This is a genomic window from Flavobacterium sp. (assembly GCF_027531705.1).
GTDB lineage: Bacteria > Bacteroidota > Bacteroidia > Flavobacteriales > Flavobacteriaceae > Flavobacterium.
In genome coordinates, this window is sequence record NZ_JAPZSP010000004.1 from 20,186 (window position 1) to 45,199 (window position 25,014).

Consider the following 25,014-nt stretch of genomic DNA (forward strand, 5'->3'; position numbering starts at 1 on the left):
CCTATTTAAAAGCTAGAATGCAAATTCCGGTTATAATAATATTGACAATGGAAAGTGGAATTAATATTTTCCATCCTAAATTCATCAATTGATCGTATCTAAAACGTGGGATTGTCCATCTGATCCACATAAAGAAGAAGATGAAAAAACATAATTTTATAAACAATGCCCCTATTCCAATAACATTTGCAATATTTACACCCCAATTTTCTAATGCCCAACTCATTCCTGGATAGTTATAACCACCAAAGAACAATACTGCAATTATAGTTGAAGAAATAAACATATTAGCATATTCAGCGAACAAATAAAATCCCATTTTCATGGAAGAATATTCGGTATGATAACCACCTATTAATTCCGATTCACATTCTGCTAAATCGAAAGGTGTTCTATTGGTTTCTGCAAAAGCACAAATCAAAAAGATTAAGAATGATAAAGGTTGGTAGAAAACATTCCACGACATTCCATGTTGTTGAACAGAGATTTCTTTTAGACTTAAAGTTCCCGTCATCATTAACAAAGCAATCATTGACAATCCCATGGCAACTTCATAAGAAACCATTTGCGAAGCTGCACGAACAGCTCCCATTAATGAAAACTTATTGTTAGAAGCCCAACCACCAATCATAATTCCATAAACACCAACAGAAACTACTCCGAAAATGTATAACAATGAAACATCAATATCAGTTGCTTGAAGAATTACGGTTCTGCCAAAAATTTCCAATTTGTCGCCCCAAGGAATTACAGCACTAGTCATAAGAGCAGTACTCATTGCTATAGCAGGTCCAACAAAAAATAAAAATCTGTTTTTAGTATTTGGTTCAAATTCTTCTTTGGCAAAAAGTTTCATACCATCGGCAAGTGGTTGCAATAATCCGCCCCAACCAGCACGATTTGGACCAACTCTGTCTTGAAGAAAAGCGGCCACTTTACGCTCCGCCCAAGTAGAATACATTGCCATTAACATTGTAAATGCAAAAATAACTACAATGAAAATACTTTTTTCTATGATAAATGCACTATCCATTATTTGCTTTCTATATTAGTACCATCAATTTTTTCGTTGTAATCAATTTCCGCCATACTGATTTTTTTACGATCAATATCTCTACCCTGAAGAATTCCTTTTTCAGTTTCAATAACAACTTTATCCATTTTGCGAGTATAGTTATTTTGATTGATAACAGAATCTTTTTCGAATTTTCTTGGTCCTTCGATAGTCCAATCAGACACTTCTTTTTTGTCAAAACGACATGTGTTACAGATAAAATCTTCTACTTCGTGGTAAATGTCTTTTCTTGCTGTAACTCTTTGTATTTCATTTCCAAACATCCAAAGTGTTGTTTTTCCGCAACATCCTGGAGTGGTACATTCTCTGTGAGCGTTGAAAGGTTTGTTAAACCAAACTCTCGATTTGAATCGGAAAGTTTTATCTGTTAAAGCTCCAACTGGACAAACATCAATCATATTTCCAGAGAACTCATTATCAATGGCTGCAGAAACACAAGTTGAAATTTGTGAATGATCACCACGATTTAAAACTCCGTGAACTCTTCCATCTGTTAATTGATCGGCTACTTCGACACAACGCTGGCAAACAATGCAACGGTTCATGTGTAATTGGATGTGTGGACCAATATCTTCTGGTTCGAAAGTTCTTTTTTCTTCAATGAAACGCGTTTCTGATTTTCCGTGTTCGAAGGATAAATTTTGCAAATCACATTCTCCAGCTTGATCACAAACAGGACAATCCAATGGGTGATTTATCAAAAGGAATTCGGTTACTGCTTTTCTAGCTTCAGTTACTCTTTCAGAAGATTTGCTAGCTACTTCCATTCCGTCTTGACAACCAGTAACACAAGATGCCACTAATTTCGGCATTGGTCTTGGATCAGCCTCACTACCTTTTGTAACGTCAACTAAACAACAACGGCATTTTCCGCCAGTTCCTTTTAGTTTAGAATAATAACACATGGCTGGCGGAACGGATTCTCCACCAATCATACGAGCAGCCTGAAGGATTGTTGTTCCTGCTTCTACTTCTATTTCTTGACCGTCTATGGTTACTTTCATATTACCAATATATAATTCCTAACGGAATATTTATTTTTTTCTATAAACATTAAACTCCTATGGAGTTTTTATTTTTTGTAATTACTTTTGATAATTAGCCCCGATTGTAGTGGAAATCCTTTTCTTTTTCTTTTAAAAAGAAAAGATTGCAACGAAAAGCGGGAAAATGGATTGCTGAAAATGCCCAAACCATTCGCTTCTAATTATTTTATACTTCTTGTTTTGCTACTAAATGTTTCACTTTTTCAAATGGCTCATTCACAAAATGATCTCTATTTTTTATTTTTTCTGGGAAACGGATATGATATTCAAATTCATCTCTAAAGTGACGAATTGCCGCAGCAACTGGCCATGAAGCCGCGTCACCTAGTGGACAAATTGTATTTCCTTCAATTTTAGATTGAATGCTCCACAATAATTCGATGTCTTCTTCGCGTCCGTGACCGTTTTCGATTCTATGTAATACTTTTTCTAACCAACCAGTTCCTTCACGGCATGGCGTACATTGACCGCAAGATTCATGGTGGTAGAATCTTGAAAAATTCCAAGTATTTCTAACGATACAAGCTCTGTCATCATAAACAATAAATCCTCCAGAACCTAACATAGAACCAGTTGCGAATCCACCATCAGATAAACTTTCGTAAGTCATTAATCTGTCTTCACCAGCTGCAGTTTTGTAAATTAAATTGGCTGGTAAAATTGGCACCGAACTTCCTCCAGGAACTAATGCTTTTAATGGTCTGTCGGTTTGCATTCCACCACAATATTCATCAGAATTCATGAATTCGTAAACAGAAACACCCAATTCAATTTCGAAAACGCCTTGGTTTTTTATGTTACCAGATGCTGAAATTAATTTGGTTCCTGTAGAACGACCAATTCCTATTGCAGCATAGTCAGCACCAGAATTATTGATAATCCAAGGCACGGCAGCAATTGTTTCTACGTTATTTACTACGGTTGGATTTTGCCAAAGACCTTTAACCGCTGGAAATGGTGGTTTCAATCTTGGATTTCCACGATTTCCTTCTAGCGATTCGATCAATGCAGTTTCTTCTCCGCAGATATAAGCTCCACCACCAATTTGAACGAAAAGTTCTAAATCGTAGCCTGAACCTAATATATTTTTACCCAACCAACCAGCAGCTTTTGCTTCGGCGATGGCTCTTTCTAAAATTTTGTAAACCCACATGTATTCTCCACGAATGTAGATGTAGGATAAGTTTGCTCCAAGTGCATAACTTGAGGTAATCATTCCTTCAATCAATAGGTGAGGAATGTACTCCATTAAGTAACGATCTTTGAAAGTTCCTGGTTCTGATTCGTCAGCATTACAAACTAAATGTCTTGGATTACCTGATTTTTTATCGATAAAACTCCATTTCATTCCCGCTGGAAATCCTGCACCACCACGACCACGAAGTCCCGAAGTTTTTACTTCTTCAACAACTTCATCAGGCGTCATTTTCTTCAAGGCTTTTTCTACTGATGCGTAACCACCTTCACGACGATATACTTCATAAGTTTTAATTCCCGGAACGTTTATTTTGTCTAATAATATTTTTCTTCCCATGATACTATTTATCGTGTAAAGTGATTTTTCCGTCTTTGCAATCAGACACTAACTGATCGATTTTTTCTTTAGTCAAATGTTCTTGGTAGAAATCACCCAATTGCATCATTGGAGCATATCCGCAAGCACCAAGACATTCTACACCGCGAACTTCAAACATCATGTCTGCTGTTGGTTCGCCAACTTTTACACCCAATTTAGAACATGTGTAATCCATCAAATCTTCAACTCCGTTTTGACAACAAGGAGAAGTTTGACAGAATTCGAACATGAATTTTCCAATTGGACGTTGGTTAAACATCGTGTAAAAAGTTACAACTTCGTACACTTCAATATTTTGAATTTGAAGAATTTCGGCTACTTTATTTTGCAATTCAATACTCAACCAATTGTCGTGAGCATCTTGAACTTCGTGCAAAACTGGCAATAAAGCCGATTTTTGTTTGCCTTCAGGATAATGACTAATCAATTCATTGATGCGGTTCATCAACGATTCGGTTATGTTTATCTCTTGTGTTATATGTGATCTTTCCATTTTTTTTCTGTATATTATATAATGTAAATTGTATATTGTTTTACATTATACTTTTACCATTATACATTTTTTTCAATATACATTATACTTTAATTATGCGTCTAATTCTCCAGCAATTACATTTAAACTTGATAATATTACGATGGCATCGGATAACATTCCGCCTTTAATCATTTCAGTGTAAGCTTGGTAATAAATAAAGCAAGGTCTTCTAAAGTGTAATCTATATGGTGTTCTACTTCCATCGGTTACTAAATAAAATCCTAATTCTCCATTTCCGCCTTCTACAGGATGATAGATTTCTGCCACTGGAACTGGAACTTCACCCATCACAATTTTAAAGTGATAAATTAAGCTTTCCATATTATGGTAAACATCTTCTTTTGGAGGCAAATAATAATCAGGAACATCGGCATGAATTGGACCTTCTGGTAATTTTGCTAATGCTTGTTTGATGATGCTTAAACTTTCCCAAACTTCGGCATTTCTAACACAAAATCTATCGTAAGTATCACCTGATTTTCCAACTGGAACATCAAATTCAAAATCTTCATAAGACGAATAAGGTTGTGCTTTTCTGACGTCATAATCAATTCCGGCAGCACGTAAATTTGGACCAGTTAAACCATATTGCATTGCTTTTTCAGCAGTAATTGGTCCAACATTAACTGTTCTGTCAATGAAAATTCTATTTCTTTCGAATAGGTTTTCAAATTCTTTCCAAGCAATAGGAAAATCAGTTAAAAAAGTGTCTAATTTTTTGAAAGCAGCTTCTGACCAATCTCTTTCGAAACCACCGATTCTACCCATATTTGTTGTAAGACGAGCACCACAAATTTCTTCGTAGATTTCGTATACTTTTTCTCTAAATTGGAATACATAAAGGAAACCAGTATAAGCTCCAGTATCAACTCCAAGGATTGAATTACAGATTAAGTGGTCAGCAATACGAGCTAATTCCATTACGATAACTCTTAGATATTGAGCACGTTTTGGAACATCAATTTCTAATAATTTTTCAACAGTCATCCACCAAGCCATATTATTAATAGGAGAAGAACAATAGTTCATTCTATCTGTCAATACGTTTACTTGATAAAACGGACGGTTTTCTGCAATTTTTTCAAATGCACGGTGAATGTATCCAATAGTTGGTTCTGCATCCAAAATTTTTTCACCATCCATCAACAAGATATTTTGGAAAATACCGTGTGTAGCTGGATGCGTTGGCCCAAGATTTAGTATTGAAAGCTCGCTTCCGTCTTCGTTGCGAGTTTGTTCAATAATTTTGGAATATCGATGCTCTGGTAATAATAATAAGTCTGACATTTTATAATGTTGAATTATTGTTTTTATAAATTTTGTGCCGTTCTTCCGAAGAAACGATCGTCTTTATCAGTTCTTCCGCTGTCTTCCATTGGGAATTCTTTTCGCATTGGAAAAGAAACCATTTCATCCATATTCAAAATACGTTTCAATTGTGGGTGACCAATAAAGTTGATTCCATAAAAGTCAAACGTTTCTCTTTCCATCCAATTAGAACATAAAAATAAATCAGTAATACTATTTACTTCTAAATTTTCATCAGTCAAATAAGTTGTAACTCTAATTCTAACATTTTCTACCCAATTGTGTAAATGATACACAACAGCAAATTGATGCTCGCTATCATTATCAGGATAGTGAACACCACATAAATCGGTAAGAAAATGGAAATTTAAATCTTCATCAACTTTTAATGTTCGAATTACTTCGTGAATTGCAACTGGAGTAGCCTCGAAAGAAAAAACATCTCTACTCATTGCAAAATTCAGCACTTTATTACCAAATTTCTGAGACAATTTTTCTTGAATGTATGCCGTTTCTAAAGCCATATTATAGGTTATAAGAAGCTAATAATTCTTTATATTCAGGAGAATTTCTTCTGCGAACAGATTCATTCTTTACTAATTCTTGTAATTGCATTACGCCTTGAACTATTTGTTCTGGTCTTGGCGGGCAACCTGGAACATAAACATCAACAGGAATTACTTTATCAATTCCTTGTAAAACAGAATATGTATCGAAAACACCACCTGAACAAGCACATGCACCAACCGAAATTACCCAACGCGGCTCAGCCATTTGCTCATATACTTGACGTAAAATAGGAGCCATTTTTTTAGAAATAGTTCCCATTACCATTAGCATATCTGCTTGACGAGGAGAAAAACTCACACGCTCAGAACCGAAACGTGCCAAATCGTAGTGAGATGCCATTGTTGCCATAAACTCAATTCCGCAACAAGACGTTGCAAAAGGAAGTGGCCAAAGTGAATTAGCACGTGCTAATCCGACAACATCGTTTAGTTTGGTAGCGAAGAAACCTTCACCTGTAACTCCTTCTGGTGGAGCAACCATTTTTGTTTTAGAATCACTCATTTATAATTCGTAATTTATAATTATTTCGTCTGTTCGCTTTCGCTCGAGTCGTAATTAATCTATTCCCATTCAAGTGCTTTCTTCTTGATAATATAGAAGAAACCAACTAAAAGTAATAACATGAAAATAACCATTTTGATCATTCCATCTACACCTAATTCTTTGAAATTCACAGCCCAAGGATATAAGAAAATAACCTCAACATCGAAAAGCACAAAAAGAATTGCTACAAGAAAATATTTTACAGAAAAAGGAATTCTAGCATTTCCTACAGATTCAATTCCACATTCGAAGTTGATATCTTTATTTTTTGAATGACGTTTTGGCCCCAAAAAGCTTGATCCGATTATTGTCATTACCACAAATCCTACTGCTAATCCTGCTTGCATAAGGATTGGCAAAAAGTCATGTTGTGTTGATTGCATATACCTAAAATTTAGACTTTATTAAAAGTGGTACAAATATACATTGCATAATTTAATTGACAAAAATCAAAGCTTAAACGTTTGTTATTTATTGCTCAAAATCGTTTATTTAAACTGATTCTAAATTATATTTTTGAAAATAAAAAAACGCCCCGAAAAATCGAGGCGTTTTAAACATTCTAGGTAACTTAAAATACTATATATTAGTCTTCAAGCACTACTACTTGAGCAGCAACTTTACCTTTTCTTCCTTCTTCTTCCTCATAAGAAACTTTATCGCCTTCGCGTAGTTCTTCTGATTTGATACCTGATGCGTGAACAAAAATGTCTTTTCCTGTTTCGTCATCTGTAATGAATCCGTAACCTTTTGATTCATTAAAAAATTTAACTGTACCTGTACTCATTGTAATATTGTAAAAAATTTATAATGTACAAATGTAATCTTTAAACTAATACAAAATAATTTTTTTTTGCAAACTTTTAAAAATTTTATTGATTTTCAATATTTTATGTGAAAAAATTGAATTTTTACTAACTCAAACTTACTTTTATATGTAATTCTTCTAATTGCTTATCGTCAATGACTGACGGCGCATCAATCATAACATCACGACCTGAATTATTTTTTGGGAAAGCGATAAAATCACGAATCGTCTCTTGTCCACCAAGAATTGCAACTAATCTATCCAATCCAAACGCTAAACCTCCGTGTGGTGGTGCACCAAATTGGAAGGCATCCATTAAGAAACCAAATTGGTTACGAGCTTCTTCTTCGGTAAAACCTAAATATTTGAACATTAACTGTTGTGTAGCTTTATCGTGAATTCTGATAGAACCACCACCGATTTCGTTTCCGTTCAACACCATGTCATAAGCATTAGCACGAACTTTTCCTGGATTGGTTGCTAATAATTCCATGTCTTCTGGTTTTGGCGAAGTAAATGGATGGTGCATTGCGTGCCATCTTCCAGATTCTTCATCCAATTCTAATAATGGAAAATCTACAACCCATAATGGAGCAAATTCTGCTGGATTTCTTAAACCTAATTTTGTTGCCAATTCCATACGTAAAGCTGAAAGTTGTGCACGAGTTTTATCGACTGGACCAGAAAGCACGAAAATCATATCTCCTGCTTTTGCACCTGTAATTTCAGCCCATTTTGCTAAATCTTCTTGATCGTAGAATTTATCTACGGATGATTTATAAGTTCCGTCAGCTTCACATTTTACATAAACCATTCCAGAAGCACCAACTTGTGGACGTTTTACCCAGTCAATTAATGCATCGATTTCTTTACGAGTATATGTTGCGCAATTTGGAGCTGCAATTCCAACCACCAATTCAGCTGAGTTGAAAACTGGAAAATCTTTGTGTTGTGCTACTTCATTTAACTCACCAAATTTCATGTCAAAACGAATATCTGGTTTGTCATTTCCGTATGTTTTCATTGCATGATCGTAGGTAATTCTTGGGAATTTTTCTACTTCGATGCCTTTTATTTCTTTTAGTAAATGACGAGTCAATCCTTCAAAAACATTTAGAATATCTTCTTGTTCAACAAATGCCATTTCGCAATCGATTTGTGTAAATTCTGGTTGTCTATCGGCACGTAAATCTTCGTCGCGGAAACATTTTACAATTTGAAAATATTTATCCATTCCACCTACCATCAAAAGCTGTTTGAATGTTTGTGGTGATTGAGGCAAGGCATAAAATTGACCTTCGTTCATTCTACTTGGAACCACGAAATCTCTTGCTCCTTCTGGAGTTGATTTAATCAAATAAGGAGTTTCAACTTCACAGAAATCTAAATCTGATAAATATTTACGCACTTCCATCGCTACTTTATGACGAAAAAGTAATGAGTTTTTTACCGGATTTCTTCTGATATCCAAGTAACGGTATTTCATTCTAATGTCTTCACCGCCGTCAGTTTCGTCTTCTATAGTGAATGGTGGCGTTAAAGCTGCGTTTAAAATTGTCATTTCTTTTACAAGAATTTCAATTTCACCTGTAGATATATTTTTATTTTTGGCTTCACGCTCAATTACGATTCCTTTTACTTGAACAACAAACTCTCTTCCAAGTGTTTTAGCCAATTCAAAAACTGATTTTTCCGAACGACTTTCGTCAAATAACAATTGTGTAATTCCATAACGGTCGCGTAAATCAACCCAATTCATGAATCCTTTATCTCTTGATTTTTGAACCCAACCGGCAAGTGTAACTTCTTGTTTGATATGTGAGGCGTTTAATTCACCACAATTATGACTTCTATACATTGGAATAAAATTTTTTTATAAATAACAGTTCGACCTTCGGTCTCGGGTGCAAAAGTAAAAAACAAAAACTAATAAAATAGTGTTTGAGAGAAACTTGATGAATTCTTTTTTAAGAACTTGAGTTGTTTAAAACCCGCTTTTCCTAGCCATGATGGAAGTGAAAAGCCCGCAAGGCAAAAACCGCTAATTTTGTTGCCAGAAAACAGCGACCAACGGAAGCTCGTTTTATGGTTTAAAAAATTGCGGTTTTTGACGCGGACTTGTAACGAACAGCAGGATTAGCTCCTAAAAAAAATTATTTTCCTCTACTTTTCAATTCTTTGAATGAGTTGATTATTTTTGTCATTTTGGGAGAAAGTTTGTCCTTCTTTTCTAAAGATGTCCAAACGAAAACTTGATAATAATGATTTTTGCCTTCGACATGCGCAAACTCATAGTAAATCTCGTAATCATCAACTTTTCCGGATAAAGAAATTTGATGCGATTTTAACCCATTTATTTGTTTTTTTTCTGTTTCAGAAAATATTGGATTGGTAACCGAAGTTTGTAAACCGCTTTTTAATAATTGAGTATAACCATTCAAATTTGGAGGAAAATCGGTGTTGTCTTCCATATAAGAATTGATTTCTTGTTTGGATTCATCGATTACGATAACGTATAAATCGTCAAAAACATTTTGATATTGCAAAGAAGCTTCGTTGTTAAGATTAGTTGCTAATGACAAACTTTCTGGCAAGTCTAAACTATATTGATTTTTGATTTTTATGGTTTGTGTTTTCTCATTTTCTTGGCACGAAATAATAAAAAACAAGGTTGCAAGAAGAAGTAGTTTTTTCATATTGTAAATTTTAATGCAATTTATAAAAATCAACTTACATACACTATTGTTGCTTGACTAAATTTGACAATTCATTTTTGCAAACTTGTAACAAATGAGAAAAAAAATGACGTTAAAAAGTTTAAAATTCTTTTTGGTTTGTTTTGAAAAAACGAATTTTGCACGCTTAAATCTTTCATGAATGAAATTTACGTTAAAAACTTTTGCCTTTTCTGTTCTCTTTATTTTTCAAAACAACATTTCACAATCACAAATTCAGACAAAACTCCAAGATTCTATTTCTAATTGGGAAAAGAAAAACGCAGTAGGTTTTGACATCAGTCAAATTGCATTTATGAATTGGAATGCTGGTGGAAATACTTCTATTTCTGGATTATTGAAAGGTAATTTTTCGAGAAAATATTCGAATCAAAATATAAAATGGTTGAACGAACTTATCTTGAGATATGGTGTTAACAAGCAAGATGGTGTTGAATTAAGAAAAACCGACGATGCTTTTCAGCTAAATTCGACTTTTGGTTATAGAAAAGATACTGTTTCTAACTGGTATCATTCGGCAAAATTTAATTTTAATACTCAATTTACAAACGGTTATTCTTATCCAAATACAGATAAAGCCATCTCGAAACCATTTGCTCCAGCGTATTTATTTCTTGGAATTGGAGCTGAATATGTAAATAAAGAAAAAAAATATAGTTTGTATTTATCGCCATTAACCCAGAAAACAACGATGGTTTTAGATCAAACTTTAGCAGATCAAGGATCGTTTGGTGTTGATAAAGCAACTTATGATGCTGATGGAAATTTGATTTCTAAAGGAAAAAAATCTAAAAACGAATTGGGTGCTTTGGTTAGTGGAATTCATAAAAATGAAGTTTATAAAAACATTACACTTGAAAACAAATTGAGTTTGTATTCTGATTACATCAACAATTTTGGAAACATTGATGTTGATTGGCAAATGAGCGTAGATTTGACTGTAAATGAATATGTTAGAGCAAATATTGGTTCGCATTTACTTTATGATGACGATATAAAAGCGAAAGAAGAAATTGATGGAAAACAGGTTACATTAGGACCAAAAGTACAATTGAAACAATTACTAGGTGTTGGTTTAGTCTATCTTTTCTAACAAAAAAAAGCTCCGAATATAAACTCGGAGCTTTTTTTGTTTAACTATCAAATACATTAATTTTCAACAGCAATTTTTCTTGCTTCTCTTCTGTCACGCAACCAATATTTTACTCGTTTTACCAAGTAGAACATTACTGGAACCATAACCAAAGTTAAAACTGTCGCATAAGTCAATCCGAAGATTATCGTCCATGCTAATGGTCCCCAAAACATTACGTTGTCTCCACCAATAAATATATGTGGATTCAAATCGGTAATTAAAGAGAAAAAGTCAAAGTTCAATCCAATTGCCAACGGAATTAACCCTAAAACTGCGGTTAAAGCAGTCAACAATACTGGACGCAAACGTGATTTTCCTGATTCGATGATTACTTCTTTTATTTCTTCTAATGATAAATCATCGTGGCTGCTTAAATGTTTATCGGCAACTTTTTTGTCTAATAGAAGTACGAAGAAGTCCATTAATACAATTCCGTTTTTCACTACAATTCCGGCAAGAGAAATGATTCCCATCATCGTCATTAAGATTACAAAATCCATATTTGCTATGACATAACCGTAGAAAACACCACTAAAACTCAAGATAACAGTAAATAGAATTACCATTGTTTTAGAAACCGAATTAAATTGTAAAACAATAATAATTGTGATTCCTGCCAAGGCTAAAAACAACGCATACATCAAGAAACTTTGATTTTTCCCTTGTTCTTCTTGAACTCCTGAAAACGAATACGTTACTGTTTTTGGTAATTCATATCCTTTTAATTCAGTTTGAATTTGTTTTGTAATTTCGTCACCATTAAAACCTGTTAAAACATTAGAATAAACCGTCATGATTCGCTTTTGGTTTTTTCTTTTGATTTGGTTGTAAGTAGTCGTTTTTTCTGTTTGAGAAACAGCCGAAATTGGCACTTGCATCATCTGACCATTGTTCTGATTACGGAACGTTAACGATTGATTGAACAATACATTTTCGTTGGTACGTTGGTCGTCTTGCATACGCATTGTGATGTTGTAATCATCATCACCTTCTTTATAAGTTGAGATTTCTTGACCATAAACCGAACGACGCAAATTGAAACCTAATTGTCCTGTTGAAACACCCAAACTTCCTGCGCTAACTCTATCTACTTTTACTTCCAACTCAGGGCTTTCTTTGTTTACATCAACACTTAAACGCTCAATTCCTGGAATGTTTTTGCTATCAATAAAAGCAATCATTTTGTCAGCTTCTTTCAGCATCAAATCATAGTCAGTTCCTGTAAGTTGAATACTAATCGGATAACCAGCTGGTGGACCATTTGCATCTTTTTCGACAGTTACAGTTGCGCCTGCGATACCTTTTACTTTGGCACGAATTTCTTCAAGAATTACATTGGTATCAATATCTCGACGGAATTTGAATTCAGAGAAATTTACGGTTACTTTTCCTTTAAAAGGTGTTTCCGATGCTGAACCTGCGTCAACATTTGGATTTCCTGCGCCCACACCAACTTGAGAAACAATTGATTCTGCCAAGAAATTTTCTTTGGTATTTTCATCTACATATTTGCTCAAAATACTGATAACTTGTTTTTCAACAAATAAGGTTGCTTTATTTGTTTTTTGAATATCTGTTCCTTGCGGGTATTCAATATAAGTGATAACTTGATTTGGCGTATTTTCTGGAAAAAACAATACTTTTCTAGGGAAAATTCCAAGTAAAATGAAAGAGAAAAATAACAATCCGATGATTCCTGCTAAAGCAAACCAAGCTTTTTTGCCTGTTAAAATCTTAGCCAAGAAATTTTTGTATTTATCTTCCATTTTTGGAAAAAAGTTATGTTGAAAATCTTGAGTCCATTGGTATAATTTTAGTTTGTATAACCACATTAATCCAAGAGCAATTATAGCTAAGTGACCGATTGCTTTTGCAAAAGTAGAATTTGTTAAATGTCCTAAAATGACAAAGACAATCCCAAGAACACTAAATATGATAGTATATAATTTCGCTGATTTTTTAGAAACATTTTTATCTTCAATATCCATCGAACCTCCAGTCATGGCGGCATTTACAACCATCGCCACAAACAATGAAGCTGTTAGTGTTACGGTTAATGTAATTGGGAAATATTTCATGAATTTACCCATTGTTCCTGGCCACAATGCAAATGGTAAAAACGCCATAAGTGTTGTAGCTGTTGAGGAAATTACTGGCCAAGCGATTTCACCAATACCAATTTTAGAAGCCGTAACTCTGTCCATTCCTTTTTTCATGTTGGCAAAAACGTTGTCGACAACCACAATTCCGTCGTCAACAAGCATTCCTAATCCCATAACTAATCCAAAAAGAACCATGGTATTTAAGGTCAATCCAAACATGGAAAGAATACTAAATGCCATCAACATAGAAAGTGGAATTGCAGCACCAACGAAAAGTGAATTTCGCAATCCCATGGTAAACATCAACACAATCATTACCAACACAATACCAAAAATAATGTGATTTGATAATTCGCTAACTTGGTGTTCTACTCTTGATGATTGATCGTTTGAAAGTGTTAGTTTTAAATTAGAAGGTAAATAAGAAGTTTCAGCTTTTTCCAGCTTTTCTTTTACTTGTTCAATAGCCGAAATCATGTTTTGATTAGAACGTTTTTTTACATTCAGCATCACAACTTCAGTTCCTTTTTCACGAGCATACGTTGTTTTTTCTTTTTCTTTGAAACTAACAACGGCAATATCTTTTAGGTAAACTGTTCCACCATAAGATTTTACGATAATGTTTTCTAACTCTTTTGGATCTTTGATTTCACCAACAATTCTAATATTATTACGTGACCCTTGCGAAATTAAATTTCCACCAGAAAGTGTCATGTTTTCATATTTTACAGCATTTTGAATTTCATCAAACGAAACTTGTGCTGCTGTCATTTTGAAAATATCTACGGCAATTTCAACTTCTTTATCATCAACTCCAAGAATATCTACTTTTTTAACTTCGGGAATTTCTTCAATATCATCTTGAAGCAATTCTCCATATTTTTTTAATTGTTGTGTAGTATAATTTCCTTGCAAATTGATATTCAAAATTGGTACTTCTTCCGAAATGTTTAATTCAAATACGTTTGGTTCTACTTTACTTCCGTTGTCAAGATTTGGCCAATCAGTATCAGCTTTTGAAAAATCAACTTTGTCTTTGATTTTAGTTTTAGCATCTTCAATGGTTACTTTATCGGCAAATTCAACGATAATCATTCCATAATCTTGAAACGAACTTGACGTAATTTTTTCAACACCTGAAATGTTTTTGAATTCTTTTTCAAGTGGTTTGATGACTAATTTTTCAACATCTTCAGCTGAGTTTCCTGGGAAAACAGACGAAATGTACACTTTGTTCTCGATGATTTCTGGGAAATCTTCACGTGGCATTGTTACATAGGCAATTACGCCTGTAACAACTATTAATAAGGTCAAGATGTAGACAGTAACACGATTGTCAACTGCCCAACTTGATATTCCGAATTCTTTATTTGTGTGACTCATAAATTTTAGTTTAGGAGTTTAAGAGTTTAAGAGTTTAGAAGGAACTTTTAACCTTATAAACCTTTAAACTTTTAAACTTTTTTTTTAGAAATTCAATTTCATTCCGTCTGCAATACTATTTACACCTTCGGTTACGATAATATCATTTGCTGATAATCCGCTTACAATTTCGGTTACATTATCTGATGATTTTCCAACTTTTACAATTACTTTTTTAGCAGTTCCTGTTTTTCCGTTTGAATTAGCAACTGTGAAAACAAATTTGTTTTTTTCGCCATCTTCTTGCACCACATTGGTTGGAACTACAATAGCATTTTTGTCGGTGTAATCAATAATTTTAAGTTTAGCAACTTGATTTGGACGCAATAAATTTTCTGGATTTGGAACACTAACTTCAATACCGAAACTTCTATTATTTGGATTTAAATAATTTCCAACTTGACGAACTCTTCCTTTATAAGTTTTTCCTAAAGAAGTTAAGAAAACATCAACTTCGGTTCCTACTTTTAACTTTCCGATATAAGTTTCAGGAACAGATGTTGAAACATACATATTTCCTAAATTTAAAATTCTCATTAAACCTTGTTGACTTGGAGCTACAATTTGTCCTTTTTCTACAAAAACCTCATCGATTGTTCCAGAAAATGGAGCACGAATTACTGTTTTAGACAATTGCGCTCTCATTTGAGCTACACCTTTTTGAGCAGAAACCATTTGTGTTTGCGCTTGAAGAAATTGAATTTCAGAACCAATTTTTTTGTCCCAAAGATTTTTTTGTCTTTCAAAAGATGTTTTGGCTAACGCATATTGATTTTCTAAACTTGCCAATTGTTGGCTCATTCCTGCATCGTCCACTCTTCCAAGAATTTGACCTTTAGAAACTCGTTGACCAGCTTTTACAGTTAGTGAAGTAAGATTTCCGCTGAATTCTGGTTGAACTAAGATGTTTTCTTTGGTATCAACATTTCCTTGAATTTCAAGATAATGATTGAAAACAGTGTCTTTTATTGTTGCAACAGAAACTAATGCCTCTTCGTCTTTAGCAACTACTAATGTTGCCAAAGCATCATCAATTTTAGCTAAATCTGCTTGAATTAACGCTTTTTTTGCTTGAAGTTCTTTCGTGTTTTTTGATTTGATTAAATCGTCAATTGACTGATTGTTTTCTTTTCCTCCACATGAAAATAGTAGAATAGAAAGTGCTGAGAGTATTAATATTTTTTTCATTGTTATATTGAAGTATTGGTTAGTTTTTATTTAATAATTTTTCTAATGTTGCTCTTTTATTGATTACATCAAGCATTGTTTGCAAATACGTTTGTTGTGCTGAATATAATTGCTCTTGTGCTTTGGTCAAATCGAAACTACTGGCTAAACCTTCTTTAAACTTGATTTGGTTTTTGTTTTCAATACGTTCGGCTAAGTTTAGATTACTTTTAGAAGTTGTTAATTGCTCTAAACTGAATTCGTAATCGCTTTTAGCTTTTTCAAATTGCAATTTCAGTTGTTGTTCGGTTTGAGTTAGCTGTGTTTTTGATTGTTCTAAAGCAATTTTGGCTTGTTGTGTTCTTGAACTTCTTCCGAAACTACTAAAAATGGGAACATTTAAATTTACACCTACATTAGAAAAATTTAACCATCGTTGATCTTGATTGAAAAAAGTGAATTCATTTCCAAATGAGTTGTAACCAAAATTTACTGCTGCTCCAAGTGATGGTAAAGCTTTGCTCTTTTCTAACTTTAATAATAATTCTTTGCTTGTTAGAAGATTTTGTCCGATTTGATAATCAATATTATTGTTTACATTGAATTCTTCTTTTAGTAAAACCAAATCAACATTGTTTTGAGTTAAGACATCTAGTTTGTCATTTAATATCAAATCGTTTTGCAAATCGATTCCTAAAACAAGTTTCAACATATCATTAGCAATTGTTTTTTGACGTTTTACATTTTCTAATGAACTGTTTATAGAAGCCAAAGTAATTTGCAATTGTTCTACATTTTCTTCTTCAATCAAACCGTTTTTATAGATTTCTTTAGTATCTGAAAAAGTTTTTTCAAGAATAGCTTTATTTTTTTGTAAAATCAAGATGCTTTCATCTGCCAAAAGAACATTCCCATAAGAATTGATAACAATTTCTTTTATTTCTTGATTGGTTTTGATTTTAGCATTTTCAGAAATTTTCAAATACGTTTTAGCCGATTGCAATCCAACTAAATAAGAACCATCAAAAATTAATTGGCTCAAAGTCAAACTTGAACTCATATTATGTTTTGTTCCAAAAGCAACTTCAGCAAATTCTCCTGGTTGTCCACCGAAAATCTCTGCTGGAATTAATGACTTCTGAATTTTAATGTTGTTCTGATAACCAACATTACCATTTATTTGTGGCAAACCAATTGTTGTTGTTTCCCATTTTTTTTGTTTAGCCGCTTCAACATCACGATTAGCATTTATAGCCGAATAGTTGTTTTGAATTGCGTGATTAATGGCTTCTTTTAGCGTAAAAGAAAACGATTCTTTCTTGTCTTGAGCCTGCAAAAATCCTGCAAACAAGAGTAAGGTTAGCATTAGTTTATTTTTCATAGATTGATGATTATATATTAAGATTTGATAATTGTTTTTCTAGTTCTATAATTCCTTTTGGCGATGCAATTGCTCTAGTGTGATATTCTAATGCCTTTCCTTCTAGTATAAAAGCGTCTTTTTCTAACAAAGTGTTTTCATTTATTGAAAAAATAAGTGTGTAATAAAATTTTGTTGCAGCTTCAACATCCGTTTCTGGTCGGTAAAGTCCTTGTTGAATTCCTTTTACAATATTTTGTGTAAACATGGTGTTGCAATCCTCAATCTCGTTAGCCATCATCTTTTCATAAATTTCTGGATAATGTTTTTTGAGCTGAAAAGCAGGTGAATGATCAAACGATTGAAACATTTCCTTGAACATTTTACGCATTTCAAAATTCTCTTGGATAGCATTGTAGTTTTTGGCTACAACTTCATCCATTAGAGTATGGATTTTTTGATGAACTACTTCTGTGCCTTCTTCTATTAGTTTTTCTTTGTTACTGAAATATTTGTAAATCGTTTTTTTAGAAATACACATTTCGCAAGCAATATCATCCATAGTAACGCTCTTGAAACCGAGTTTCAGGAACATATCTGTCGCTTTTTTGATGATTTTTTCTTTCATTTTATTCTAAATTTCGTTTGCAAATATAGAATGGAAACTTTGAATACAAAAATAGTTTCCATAGTATTTACATAAATTTAACATATAGAGGTATTGGTTTCAAATTCTAAGTTAGCCATTATATTGATGTTAGATCCAATTAGAACACCATCCTTTTGTTGATTAGAATTTGAATATAACTTAAAATCTTGACGGTTAATTTCACCCGTAATTTCAATAAGAACCTTAGACGATTTCTGGTTAGATTCTAATTCAGCAATCTTGGCATCAAGCTCTACAGTTTTGGTAATATTGTTTATAGTCAAATTTCCTTTCACAAAATTGATATCAGAATTAATTTTTTCAAATGAAATAGATTTAAATGTTACCAAGGGATACTCACTAGTGTTTATGTAGTCTTTCAAATTTAAATTACTATCAAAATGCTCTAATTTCCCTTCTTTTTTATTGACATCTAAAGCAAATTCAACATTAGCATCAATAAGTTGGTTATTTACAATAGCAATTGAGCTTGATAGATTATTAAATGAGGTGTCTAAAAATGCAATAATTGAATTTTTTACCCTTATCATAAAATCAGATTGATTACTGTTAAGATTCCATTTAGTCGTAGTCATCATTTGATTATTTAATGTTAAAATTATTTTGCAAATGTAATATGGAAACTTTTAAAACTTAAAAAGTTTCCAAAGTATTTACATAAATTTAACATTTGAAAAAGTTTAGAGTTGATAAGTTTAGTTTGTTTTGCATAAAAAAAATATACTTTTGTAAATACAAATTTTTAAGATTAGAAAGAAAACTTTTAAACTCTTAAACATCTAAACTCTTAAACAATAAAATGCACGCACTTTCTCACTATCAAGAACTTATTTCAGCATATTTTACAGAATTGCATTTGAATAAAGAACCTAAAAATCTTTATGAACCAATTGAATATATTCTTCATTTAGGCGGAAAAAGAATGCGCCCAATTTTAACTTTAATGGCAACTGAAGTTTTTGATGTAGATTGTAAAAAAGCTCTGGCAGCAGCCACTGCAATTGAAGTTTTTCATAATTTTTCGTTAGTTCATGATGATATTATGGATGATGCTCCACTGCGAAGAGGAAACGAAACTGTTCACGAAAAATGGAATATCAATACCGGAATTCTTTCTGGTGATGCAATGCTAATTTTGGCTTACCAACATTTTGAAGAATATGAGCCAAAGATTTTTAGAGAACTAGCAAAATTATTCAGCAAAACAGCTTTAGAAGTTTGCGAAGGTCAACAATATGATGTCGATTTTGAAACGAGAGAAGATGTTACTATTCCTGAATATCTAAAAATGATTGAATATAAAACAGCTGTTTTGGTTGGAGCTGCCATGAAAATGGGTGCAATTGTAGCCGAAACTTCTGAAGAAAATGCGAATTTGATTTATGATTTTGGTTTGAATTTAGGAATAGCCTTTCAATTGCAAGACGATTATTTAGACGCTTTTGGCGATCCTGAATCCTTTGGAAAACAAGTTGGTGGCGATATTATTGAAAACAAAAAAACCTATTTATATTTGAAAGCAATGGAATTTTCTAATGCTGATGAAAAAGAGCAATTAACCCATTTATTTTCAATCCAACCAAATGATAATTCGGATAAAATCGAATCTGTAAAATTAATTTTCAATCAAACGAAAGCTTCTGAAGCCACTCAAAAAGCCATTCAAGATTATACTTTTAAAGCCTTTGAAACATTAGAAAAAATGAATATTTCTGATGATAAAAAAAGAATACTGAAAACTTTTGGTGAAAATTTAATGAATAGAAATGTCTAGTTTTGTAGTTCCAATATCAACCGATAATTTACTTTCTGAAGCAGAAAAAGAAAACTTGTACCTAAAACTAATTGAGCAATTAAACAAGGATTTCAATTTTGCCAACGAACCAATTGATTTACCCAAAAGCACTTCGCCAAATGAACTAAAAATTCAACTTCACGAAAAAATTTATCGTTTAATTCAATACAAATTTGCCGAATATTTGAGTTTGCTTTACATAGTTGATGTTCCTGAAGATCAAGTAAAAAAACTTGATGGTTCAGACATTATGCAACTTTCTGAACAAGTAGCTTTTCTGATTTTGAAAAGAGAATGGATGAAGGTTTGGTTTAGGAATAGGTATTAATTACTCCAACTCTTTTTTCATAATCACTTTATTCCACAATTCCTTTCCGTCTTTGTCAAAAAGAGTTAATTTTATTTGACGGTTTTCTTTTTTTCCTGTAAACGAAATAGTTCCGAAATTATGCTGAGGAAACATACTCCCAGCAACACGATATTCATTTTTTTCATTCAACATTTTTTCAGAAGCTACACCAGATGTTAATGGCGAAACCGTCCAATCATATAAGCTATAGGTGTTTGCTCTTGGCAACATCGACAATTCTGGAAAATGTCTATCGCCCGAAATAAACAAAACACCCTTTATTTTATTGTCCGCAATTTCTTTTAACAAAAGTGCTTTTTCTTCTGGATAATTTTCATAATTTTCATTATCGGCAACCGAGTTCAAAACTTGCCCACCAATAACAATAATTTTAAAATTGGCATTTGACGAACTCAAAGCGTCAATCAACCAATTGAGTTGTTCTTTTCCGAGAATGGTTTTTTCGCCTGTCAATCTATCATTTGGGGATTTAAAAAAACGATTGTCCATCAAAAAAAACTGCGCATCGCCCCAATTGAATGTCGAATAAATTCCTTCTGAATGATTCAAATCCATGCCATAATTTTTGTTTGCCCAAAAATCCTTAAAAGCTTGCTGGGTCAAATGTTTGTTATAAAAACTTCTGTCGCTATCATTTGGACCAAAATCATGATCGTCCCAAATGGCAAAATTTTGTGTTTTGGCTAATAAGGGCTGCATTTCTTTTATAGATCTTGAATGTGAATAGCGGTAATAAATTCCCGTTTTACTGTCATAATCGGCTTCACGCAAATAAATGTTGTCGCCACCCCAAACCATAATATCAGGATTTTTGGCAGCAATACTTTCATAAATTTCATATTCGCTTCCGTAGGGTTTTCCTGGACGATCAAACGCCGCTTCACTGATATAGCTACAACTTCCTAAAGCAACTGTAAAATCCGGAGCATCTTCTCGCCATTGCCATAATTTTTTGGACGAAAATGAGGTTTCATAAGGCAAAGCAACTTTTTTCTTATTGATAAAAATGTCATATTTATATTTCTTCCCGGGTTGCAATTGATCCAAAACTATCCGAAACGTAAAACCATTTTTTTTGATTGTTGTAAAACTTTGAGTTTCAAAAATTTCTGAAGGATTGTCAATAGCAAAATATTGGATTTTAACGGATGCTTTTTCTGAAGTTTGTAACCAAATCATTGCTTCTTTCATTTCGCAATAACCCACCATTGGTCCAGATTTCAAATTATTCTGAGCAAAAATTGAAACTGAAAATAATAAAACAAACAAATAATAAATATTTTTAAGCATGATAGATTTTTTAAACAAAAAAATTGCAAAATAAGTAAATAAGCAATTATTAGATATTATTAATTTGTTATTGTTTACTGTTAAAAGAAAACCCTAACAAAGGGCATCAAAGCATCTCCATAAACACCTTTGTCTTTATCAAATAGCATGTTATAGCGTGCCCCAATAGTTACATTTTCTGTTCGATAACCTGCCCCAACAAATAAACCGGTATTCCAAAAATCTCTAGAAATATTTGTGTCTTCAAAATCTACATTTACGCGTAGTTGTTCTAACTCAACGGACAACTGAATTTCTTCAATAGGATTTACAAGTCCAATTAAACTTGCTCCATATTGACTTGATTTGTAAAAATCTTTTTGTTTCAAATAGCTATATTGCAATCCAAATCCTACTGAAAAATAGTTGTTTACATTGTAAATTGCACTTGGAGCAACAGAAATATTGGTAAATCCAGAACCAAACCCTAAACCGAATCCGCCACCGTATTGAACCTTTTTCCAAAAATCACTTTTTGCTTTTATTGGTGTTGTTACTTGTGCTGAAATTGAAAAACTTAGGCTTATAAAAAATAGAAATGTTAATCTTTTTGTTAAAATATGTAAGGCATTCTTTTTCATACTTATATATATAGTTAATTAGCGACATAAAAGTAGTAAAAACATTGAAAGATTGTTATAAATATTTTACTTTTGCATAAATTTTTTAACACAACGATTATTTTATCTAAAAATATGGATAGGTTTTCCTTTTTAAACGCAGCTCACACCGAATTTTTTGCCCAATTATACGACCAATATCTTGTAAATCCTGATAGTGTTGAACCTAGTTGGCGTGCTTTCTTTCAAGGTTTTGACTTTGGAATGGCAACTTTCAACGAAGAAAACGCAGGCGAATATGTAGCTAATTATGCTGCAACTTCAATTGATAACGGACAAGCTTCTGAAAAACTTCAAAAAGAATTTAATGTTCTTAAACTGATTGATGGTTACAGAACACGCGGACATCTTTTTACAGAAACTAATCCAGTTCGAGACAGAAGAACATATTTACCAAATTTAGATTTAGCTAATTTTGGACTTTCTGATGCTGATTTAAGTACAGTTTTTGATGCAGCCAAAGTAATTGGTCAGCAACCACAAACTTTAAAAGAAATTATTGGTCATCTTAAAAATGTGTACTGCCAACATATAGGTATTGAGTACATGTACATGAGAAAACCAGAAGTTATTCAGTGGATTCAAGATAGAATAAACATCAACGATAATCTTCCAAATTTTGACGGAGACCAAAAGAAACACATTTTAGGAAAATTAAACGAAGCGGTTTCTTTTGAAAATTTCCTTCATACAAAATATGTAGGTCAAAAACGTTTCTCGCTTGAAGGTGGCGAAAGTATTATTCCAGCATTAGATGCTTTGATTGAAACCGCTGCTGAAAAAGGTGTAGAACATTTCGTTATGGGAATGGCACACAGAGGTAGATTAAATATTTTAGCAAACATTTTTGGAAAAGCAACACAAGATATTTTCTCAGAATTTGATGGAAAAGATTACGATAAAGAATATTTTGATGGTGACGTAAAATATCATTTAGGTTTAACTTCTGAAAGAAAAACCAAATCGGGTAAAAAAATCAATATTAATTTAGCTCCAAATCCTTCGCACCTTGAAACAGTTGGTGCAGTTATTGAAGGAATTGCTCGTGCTAAACAAGATAAATATACTCCAGACGATTTCTCTAAAGTATTACCAATTGCCGTTCACGGTGATGCAGCTGTTGCCGGACAAGGAATTGTTTACGAAATTGTTCAAATGGCTCAACTTGATGGTTACAAAACCGGTGGAACAATTCATATTGTAATTAACAATCAAGTTGGATTTACAACTAATTACCAAGATGCACGTTCGTCAGTTTATTGTACCGATGTTGCAAAAGTTACACTATCGCCAGTTCTTCATGTAAATGCTGATGATGCTGAAGCGGTTGTTCACGCAATGTTATTTGCTTTAGATTTCCGTATGCAGTTTGGTCGCGATGTATTTATCGATTTATTAGGATATAGAAAATATGGACATAACGAAGGTGATGAACCACGTTTTACACAACCAGTTTTATATAAAATCATTGCTAAACATAGAAATCCAAGAGATATTTATGCTGAGAAATTGATTACTGATGGTATTGTTGATGCAGCTTATATTACCAAAATTGAAAACGAATACAAAGATAAATTAGATGAGAATCTTCAAGCATCTCGTAAAAAAGATTTGACGATAATCAAACCATTCTTGCAAGACGAATGGAAAGGATTTGAACAAGTTTCTGATGATGTTATGTTGCAAAAATTTGATACTAAATTTGATAAAAAGAAATTAGATCAAATAGCTAATGAAATTTCAACTTTACCATCAGATAAAAAATTCATAAGCAAAATCACAAAAATTATCACCGATAGAAAAACAATGTATGATAACAATGTTATCGATTGGGGAACAGCTGAATCACTTGCTTACGGTTCACTATTAACAGAAGGCTATGATGTTAGAATTTCAGGTCAAGATGTTGAAAGAGGAACATTTTCTCACCGTCATGCAGTTGTAAAAGTAGAAGATAGTGAAGAAGAAGTAGTTCTTTTAAATTCACTAAAAGATAAAAAAGGGAAGTTCAATGTGTTTAATTCTTTCCTTTCAGAATATGGTGTTTTAGGTTTTGATTATGGTTATGCATTGGCAAATCCAAACGCATTGACTATTTGGGAAGCACAGTTTGGTGATTTCTCTAATGGTGCACAAATCATGATTGACCAGTACATTTCATGTGGAGAAGACAAATGGAACAACCAAAATGGTATTGTTCTTTTATTGCCTCACGGATATGAAGGTCAAGGTGCAGAACACTCTTCGGCTAGAATGGAACGTTATTTACAACTTTGTGCACGCCACAATATGTATGTTGCCGATTGTACAACGCCAGCCAATTTCTATCACTTGTTGAGAAGACAAATGAAAACGAAATTCCGTAAACCATTAATCCATTTTTCACCAAAAAGTTTGTTGCGTCATCCATTGTGTGTTTCAACACAAGAAGAATTATACAACGGACAATTTCAAGAAACAATTGATGACAGTTCAGTAGATAAGAAAAAAGTAAAAACAGTTGTTTTCGTTACCGGAAAATTCTACTACGATATACTTGCCGAAAGAGAAAAATTAGAAAGAAATGATGTAGCTTTGGTTCGTATTGAGCAATTATTTCCATTGCCAGTTGAACAATTAAAAGCAATTATTGCTAGTTATCCAAATGCTGATGATTATGTTTGGGCACAAGAAGAACCTAAAAACATGGGAGCTTATAGTTTCATGTTGATGAATTTCAATTTAGTGCCTTGGAGATTAGCTTCATTAAAAGCATACGCAGCACCAGCAGCTGGAAGTCACACTAGAGATAGAAGACGTCATGCTGATGCCATTAGAATGGTTTTTGATAAAAATTTATTTAGATAAA

The 25,014-nt window shown here is 32.9% G+C and carries 22 protein-coding genes; 4 read left to right on the forward strand and 18 right to left on the reverse strand.

Annotation, left to right across the window (positions count from 1 at the left end; all coding sequences use genetic code 11):
* Position 1: 1 nt before the first annotated feature.
* From nuoH to O9267_RS00760, 11 genes are all read right to left on the reverse strand, one after another.
* Positions 2 to 1,033, reverse strand: coding sequence for an NADH-quinone oxidoreductase subunit NuoH (gene nuoH / locus O9267_RS00710; RefSeq protein WP_298175225.1), 1,032 nt, complete (start codon positions 1,031 to 1,033; stop codon positions 2 to 4).
* Positions 1,033 to 2,079, reverse strand: coding sequence for a 2Fe-2S iron-sulfur cluster-binding protein (locus O9267_RS00715; RefSeq protein ID WP_298175226.1), 1,047 nt, complete (start codon positions 2,077 to 2,079; stop codon positions 1,033 to 1,035). The genes nuoH and O9267_RS00715 overlap by 1 nt, the downstream gene beginning before the upstream one ends.
* A 208-nt stretch (positions 2,080 to 2,287) precedes the next feature.
* The gene (gene nuoF, locus O9267_RS00720; protein ID WP_298175227.1) at positions 2,288 to 3,655 is read right to left on the reverse strand and encodes an NADH-quinone oxidoreductase subunit NuoF; all 1,368 of its coding nucleotides are present in this window, start codon (positions 3,653 to 3,655) and stop codon (positions 2,288 to 2,290) included.
* Positions 3,656 to 3,659: 4 nt separating this feature from the next.
* A complete protein-coding gene (locus O9267_RS00725; protein ID WP_298175228.1) occupies positions 3,660 to 4,190 on the reverse strand; it encodes an NAD(P)H-dependent oxidoreductase subunit E in 531 nt (176 codons plus the stop codon).
* A gap of 93 nt (positions 4,191 to 4,283) precedes the next feature.
* Entirely contained in the window at positions 4,284 to 5,519 is a 1,236-nt protein-coding gene (gene nuoD / locus O9267_RS00730; RefSeq protein ID WP_298175229.1) for an NADH dehydrogenase (quinone) subunit D, read from the reverse strand.
* 23 nt (positions 5,520 to 5,542) lie between these two features.
* Complete coding sequence (locus O9267_RS00735) at positions 5,543 to 6,064, reverse strand: NADH-quinone oxidoreductase subunit C (protein WP_298175230.1); 522 nt, start codon at positions 6,062 to 6,064, stop codon at positions 5,543 to 5,545.
* A gap of 1 nt (position 6,065) precedes the next feature.
* Complete coding sequence (locus tag O9267_RS00740; protein WP_298175231.1) at positions 6,066 to 6,611, reverse strand: NADH-quinone oxidoreductase subunit B; 546 nt, start codon at positions 6,609 to 6,611, stop codon at positions 6,066 to 6,068.
* 59 nt (positions 6,612 to 6,670) lie between these two features.
* Complete coding sequence (locus tag O9267_RS00745; protein WP_298175232.1) at positions 6,671 to 7,036, reverse strand: NADH-quinone oxidoreductase subunit A; 366 nt, start codon at positions 7,034 to 7,036, stop codon at positions 6,671 to 6,673.
* Between the two features lie 203 nt (positions 7,037 to 7,239).
* Positions 7,240 to 7,440 (reverse strand): cold-shock protein, encoded by a 201-nt coding sequence (locus O9267_RS00750; protein WP_298175233.1) that lies wholly within the window; start codon positions 7,438 to 7,440, stop codon positions 7,240 to 7,242.
* A 127-nt stretch (positions 7,441 to 7,567) separates the two neighbouring features.
* Positions 7,568 to 9,319 carry an aspartate--tRNA ligase gene (gene aspS / locus O9267_RS00755; protein WP_298175234.1) on the reverse strand — a complete coding sequence of 584 codons (1,752 nt, stop codon included), beginning with the start codon at positions 9,317 to 9,319 and terminating at the stop codon, positions 7,568 to 7,570.
* Between the two features lie 295 nt (positions 9,320 to 9,614).
* Complete coding sequence (locus tag O9267_RS00760) at positions 9,615 to 10,157, reverse strand: hypothetical protein (protein ID WP_298175235.1); 543 nt, start codon at positions 10,155 to 10,157, stop codon at positions 9,615 to 9,617.
* Between the two features lie 181 nt (positions 10,158 to 10,338).
* Here O9267_RS00760 and O9267_RS00765 point away from each other — a divergent pair, with 181 nt between their 5' ends.
* On the forward strand, positions 10,339 to 11,289 hold the full coding sequence (locus O9267_RS00765; protein WP_298175236.1) for a DUF3078 domain-containing protein: 951 nt from the start codon (positions 10,339 to 10,341) through the stop codon (positions 11,287 to 11,289).
* A gap of 56 nt (positions 11,290 to 11,345) precedes the next feature.
* On the opposite strand, the gene O9267_RS00770 is transcribed toward O9267_RS00765, so the two are convergent.
* The 5 genes from O9267_RS00770 to O9267_RS00790 form a co-directional block, all read right to left on the reverse strand.
* Positions 11,346 to 14,816: an efflux RND transporter permease subunit gene (locus O9267_RS00770; protein ID WP_298175237.1), complete on the reverse strand. Its 3,471-nt coding sequence runs from the start codon at positions 14,814 to 14,816 to the stop codon at positions 11,346 to 11,348.
* Positions 14,817 to 14,900: 84 nt separating this feature from the next.
* Positions 14,901 to 16,043, reverse strand: coding sequence for an efflux RND transporter periplasmic adaptor subunit (locus tag O9267_RS00775; RefSeq protein WP_298175238.1), 1,143 nt, complete (start codon positions 16,041 to 16,043; stop codon positions 14,901 to 14,903).
* A 19-nt stretch (positions 16,044 to 16,062) separates the two neighbouring features.
* Positions 16,063 to 17,403 (reverse strand): TolC family protein, encoded by a 1,341-nt coding sequence (locus O9267_RS00780; protein WP_298175239.1) that lies wholly within the window; start codon positions 17,401 to 17,403, stop codon positions 16,063 to 16,065.
* A gap of 10 nt (positions 17,404 to 17,413) precedes the next feature.
* Entirely contained in the window at positions 17,414 to 18,010 is a 597-nt protein-coding gene (locus O9267_RS00785; RefSeq protein WP_298175240.1) for a TetR/AcrR family transcriptional regulator, read from the reverse strand.
* Positions 18,011 to 18,087: 77 nt separating this feature from the next.
* Positions 18,088 to 18,630 (reverse strand): YceI family protein, encoded by a 543-nt coding sequence (locus O9267_RS00790; RefSeq protein ID WP_298175241.1) that lies wholly within the window; start codon positions 18,628 to 18,630, stop codon positions 18,088 to 18,090.
* 221 nt (positions 18,631 to 18,851) lie between these two features.
* Here O9267_RS00790 and O9267_RS00795 point away from each other — a divergent pair, with 221 nt between their 5' ends.
* Together O9267_RS00795 and O9267_RS00800 are read left to right on the forward strand one after the other, a co-directional pair.
* Positions 18,852 to 19,826, forward strand: coding sequence for a polyprenyl synthetase family protein (locus tag O9267_RS00795; protein ID WP_298175242.1), 975 nt, complete (start codon positions 18,852 to 18,854; stop codon positions 19,824 to 19,826).
* Positions 19,819 to 20,175, forward strand: coding sequence for a hypothetical protein (locus O9267_RS00800; protein WP_298175243.1), 357 nt, complete (start codon positions 19,819 to 19,821; stop codon positions 20,173 to 20,175). Before O9267_RS00795 ends, O9267_RS00800 begins: the two co-directional genes overlap by 8 nt.
* Here the strand turns inward: O9267_RS00800 and O9267_RS00805 are convergent, their stop codons facing one another.
* Positions 20,176 to 21,507 carry an alkaline phosphatase D family protein gene (locus O9267_RS00805; RefSeq protein ID WP_298175244.1) on the reverse strand — a complete coding sequence of 444 codons (1,332 nt, stop codon included), beginning with the start codon at positions 21,505 to 21,507 and terminating at the stop codon, positions 20,176 to 20,178.
* Positions 21,508 to 21,587: 80 nt separating this feature from the next.
* The gene (locus O9267_RS00810; RefSeq protein ID WP_298175245.1) at positions 21,588 to 22,127 is read right to left on the reverse strand and encodes a hypothetical protein; all 540 of its coding nucleotides are present in this window, start codon (positions 22,125 to 22,127) and stop codon (positions 21,588 to 21,590) included.
* Positions 22,128 to 22,241: 114 nt separating this feature from the next.
* On the opposite strand from O9267_RS00810, the gene O9267_RS00815 reads away from it, so the two are divergent.
* Positions 22,242 to 25,013, forward strand: coding sequence for a 2-oxoglutarate dehydrogenase E1 component (locus tag O9267_RS00815; RefSeq protein WP_298175246.1), 2,772 nt, complete (start codon positions 22,242 to 22,244; stop codon positions 25,011 to 25,013).
* Position 25,014 lies beyond the last annotated feature (1 nt).

Coding starts and splice junctions, on each gene's coding strand:
- O9267_RS00770 (WP_298175237.1), bottom strand. CDS start 14,816: ATGAGTCACACAAATAAAGAATTCGGAATATCAAGTTGGGCAGTTGAC.
- O9267_RS00800 (WP_298175243.1), top strand. CDS start 19,819: ATGTCTAGTTTTGTAGTTCCAATATCAACCGATAATTTACTTTCTGAA.
- O9267_RS00760 (WP_298175235.1), bottom strand. CDS start 10,157: ATGAAAAAACTACTTCTTCTTGCAACCTTGTTTTTTATTATTTCGTGC.
- O9267_RS00815 (WP_298175246.1), top strand. CDS start 22,242: ATGGATAGGTTTTCCTTTTTAAACGCAGCTCACACCGAATTTTTTGCC.
- O9267_RS00790 (WP_298175241.1), bottom strand. CDS start 18,630: ATGATGACTACGACTAAATGGAATCTTAACAGTAATCAATCTGATTTT.
- nuoD (WP_298175229.1), bottom strand. CDS start 5,519: ATGTCAGACTTATTATTATTACCAGAGCATCGATATTCCAAAATTATT.
- O9267_RS00775 (WP_298175238.1), bottom strand. CDS start 16,043: ATGAAAAAAATATTAATACTCTCAGCACTTTCTATTCTACTATTTTCA.
- nuoH (WP_298175225.1), bottom strand. CDS start 1,033: ATGGATAGTGCATTTATCATAGAAAAAAGTATTTTCATTGTAGTTATT.
- aspS (WP_298175234.1), bottom strand. CDS start 9,319: ATGTATAGAAGTCATAATTGTGGTGAATTAAACGCCTCACATATCAAA.
- O9267_RS00765 (WP_298175236.1), top strand. CDS start 10,339: ATGAAATTTACGTTAAAAACTTTTGCCTTTTCTGTTCTCTTTATTTTT.
- O9267_RS00780 (WP_298175239.1), bottom strand. CDS start 17,403: ATGAAAAATAAACTAATGCTAACCTTACTCTTGTTTGCAGGATTTTTG.
- O9267_RS00725 (WP_298175228.1), bottom strand. CDS start 4,190: ATGGAAAGATCACATATAACACAAGAGATAAACATAACCGAATCGTTG.
- O9267_RS00795 (WP_298175242.1), top strand. CDS start 18,852: ATGCACGCACTTTCTCACTATCAAGAACTTATTTCAGCATATTTTACA.
- O9267_RS00785 (WP_298175240.1), bottom strand. CDS start 18,010: ATGAAAGAAAAAATCATCAAAAAAGCGACAGATATGTTCCTGAAACTC.
- O9267_RS00810 (WP_298175245.1), bottom strand. CDS start 22,127: ATGAAAAAGAATGCCTTACATATTTTAACAAAAAGATTAACATTTCTA.
- O9267_RS00735 (WP_298175230.1), bottom strand. CDS start 6,064: ATGGCTTTAGAAACGGCATACATTCAAGAAAAATTGTCTCAGAAATTT.
- O9267_RS00750 (WP_298175233.1), bottom strand. CDS start 7,440: ATGAGTACAGGTACAGTTAAATTTTTTAATGAATCAAAAGGTTACGGA.
- O9267_RS00745 (WP_298175232.1), bottom strand. CDS start 7,036: ATGCAATCAACACAACATGACTTTTTGCCAATCCTTATGCAAGCAGGA.
- O9267_RS00805 (WP_298175244.1), bottom strand. CDS start 21,507: ATGCTTAAAAATATTTATTATTTGTTTGTTTTATTATTTTCAGTTTCA.
- nuoF (WP_298175227.1), bottom strand. CDS start 3,655: ATGGGAAGAAAAATATTATTAGACAAAATAAACGTTCCGGGAATTAAA.
- O9267_RS00715 (WP_298175226.1), bottom strand. CDS start 2,079: ATGAAAGTAACCATAGACGGTCAAGAAATAGAAGTAGAAGCAGGAACA.
- O9267_RS00740 (WP_298175231.1), bottom strand. CDS start 6,611: ATGAGTGATTCTAAAACAAAAATGGTTGCTCCACCAGAAGGAGTTACA.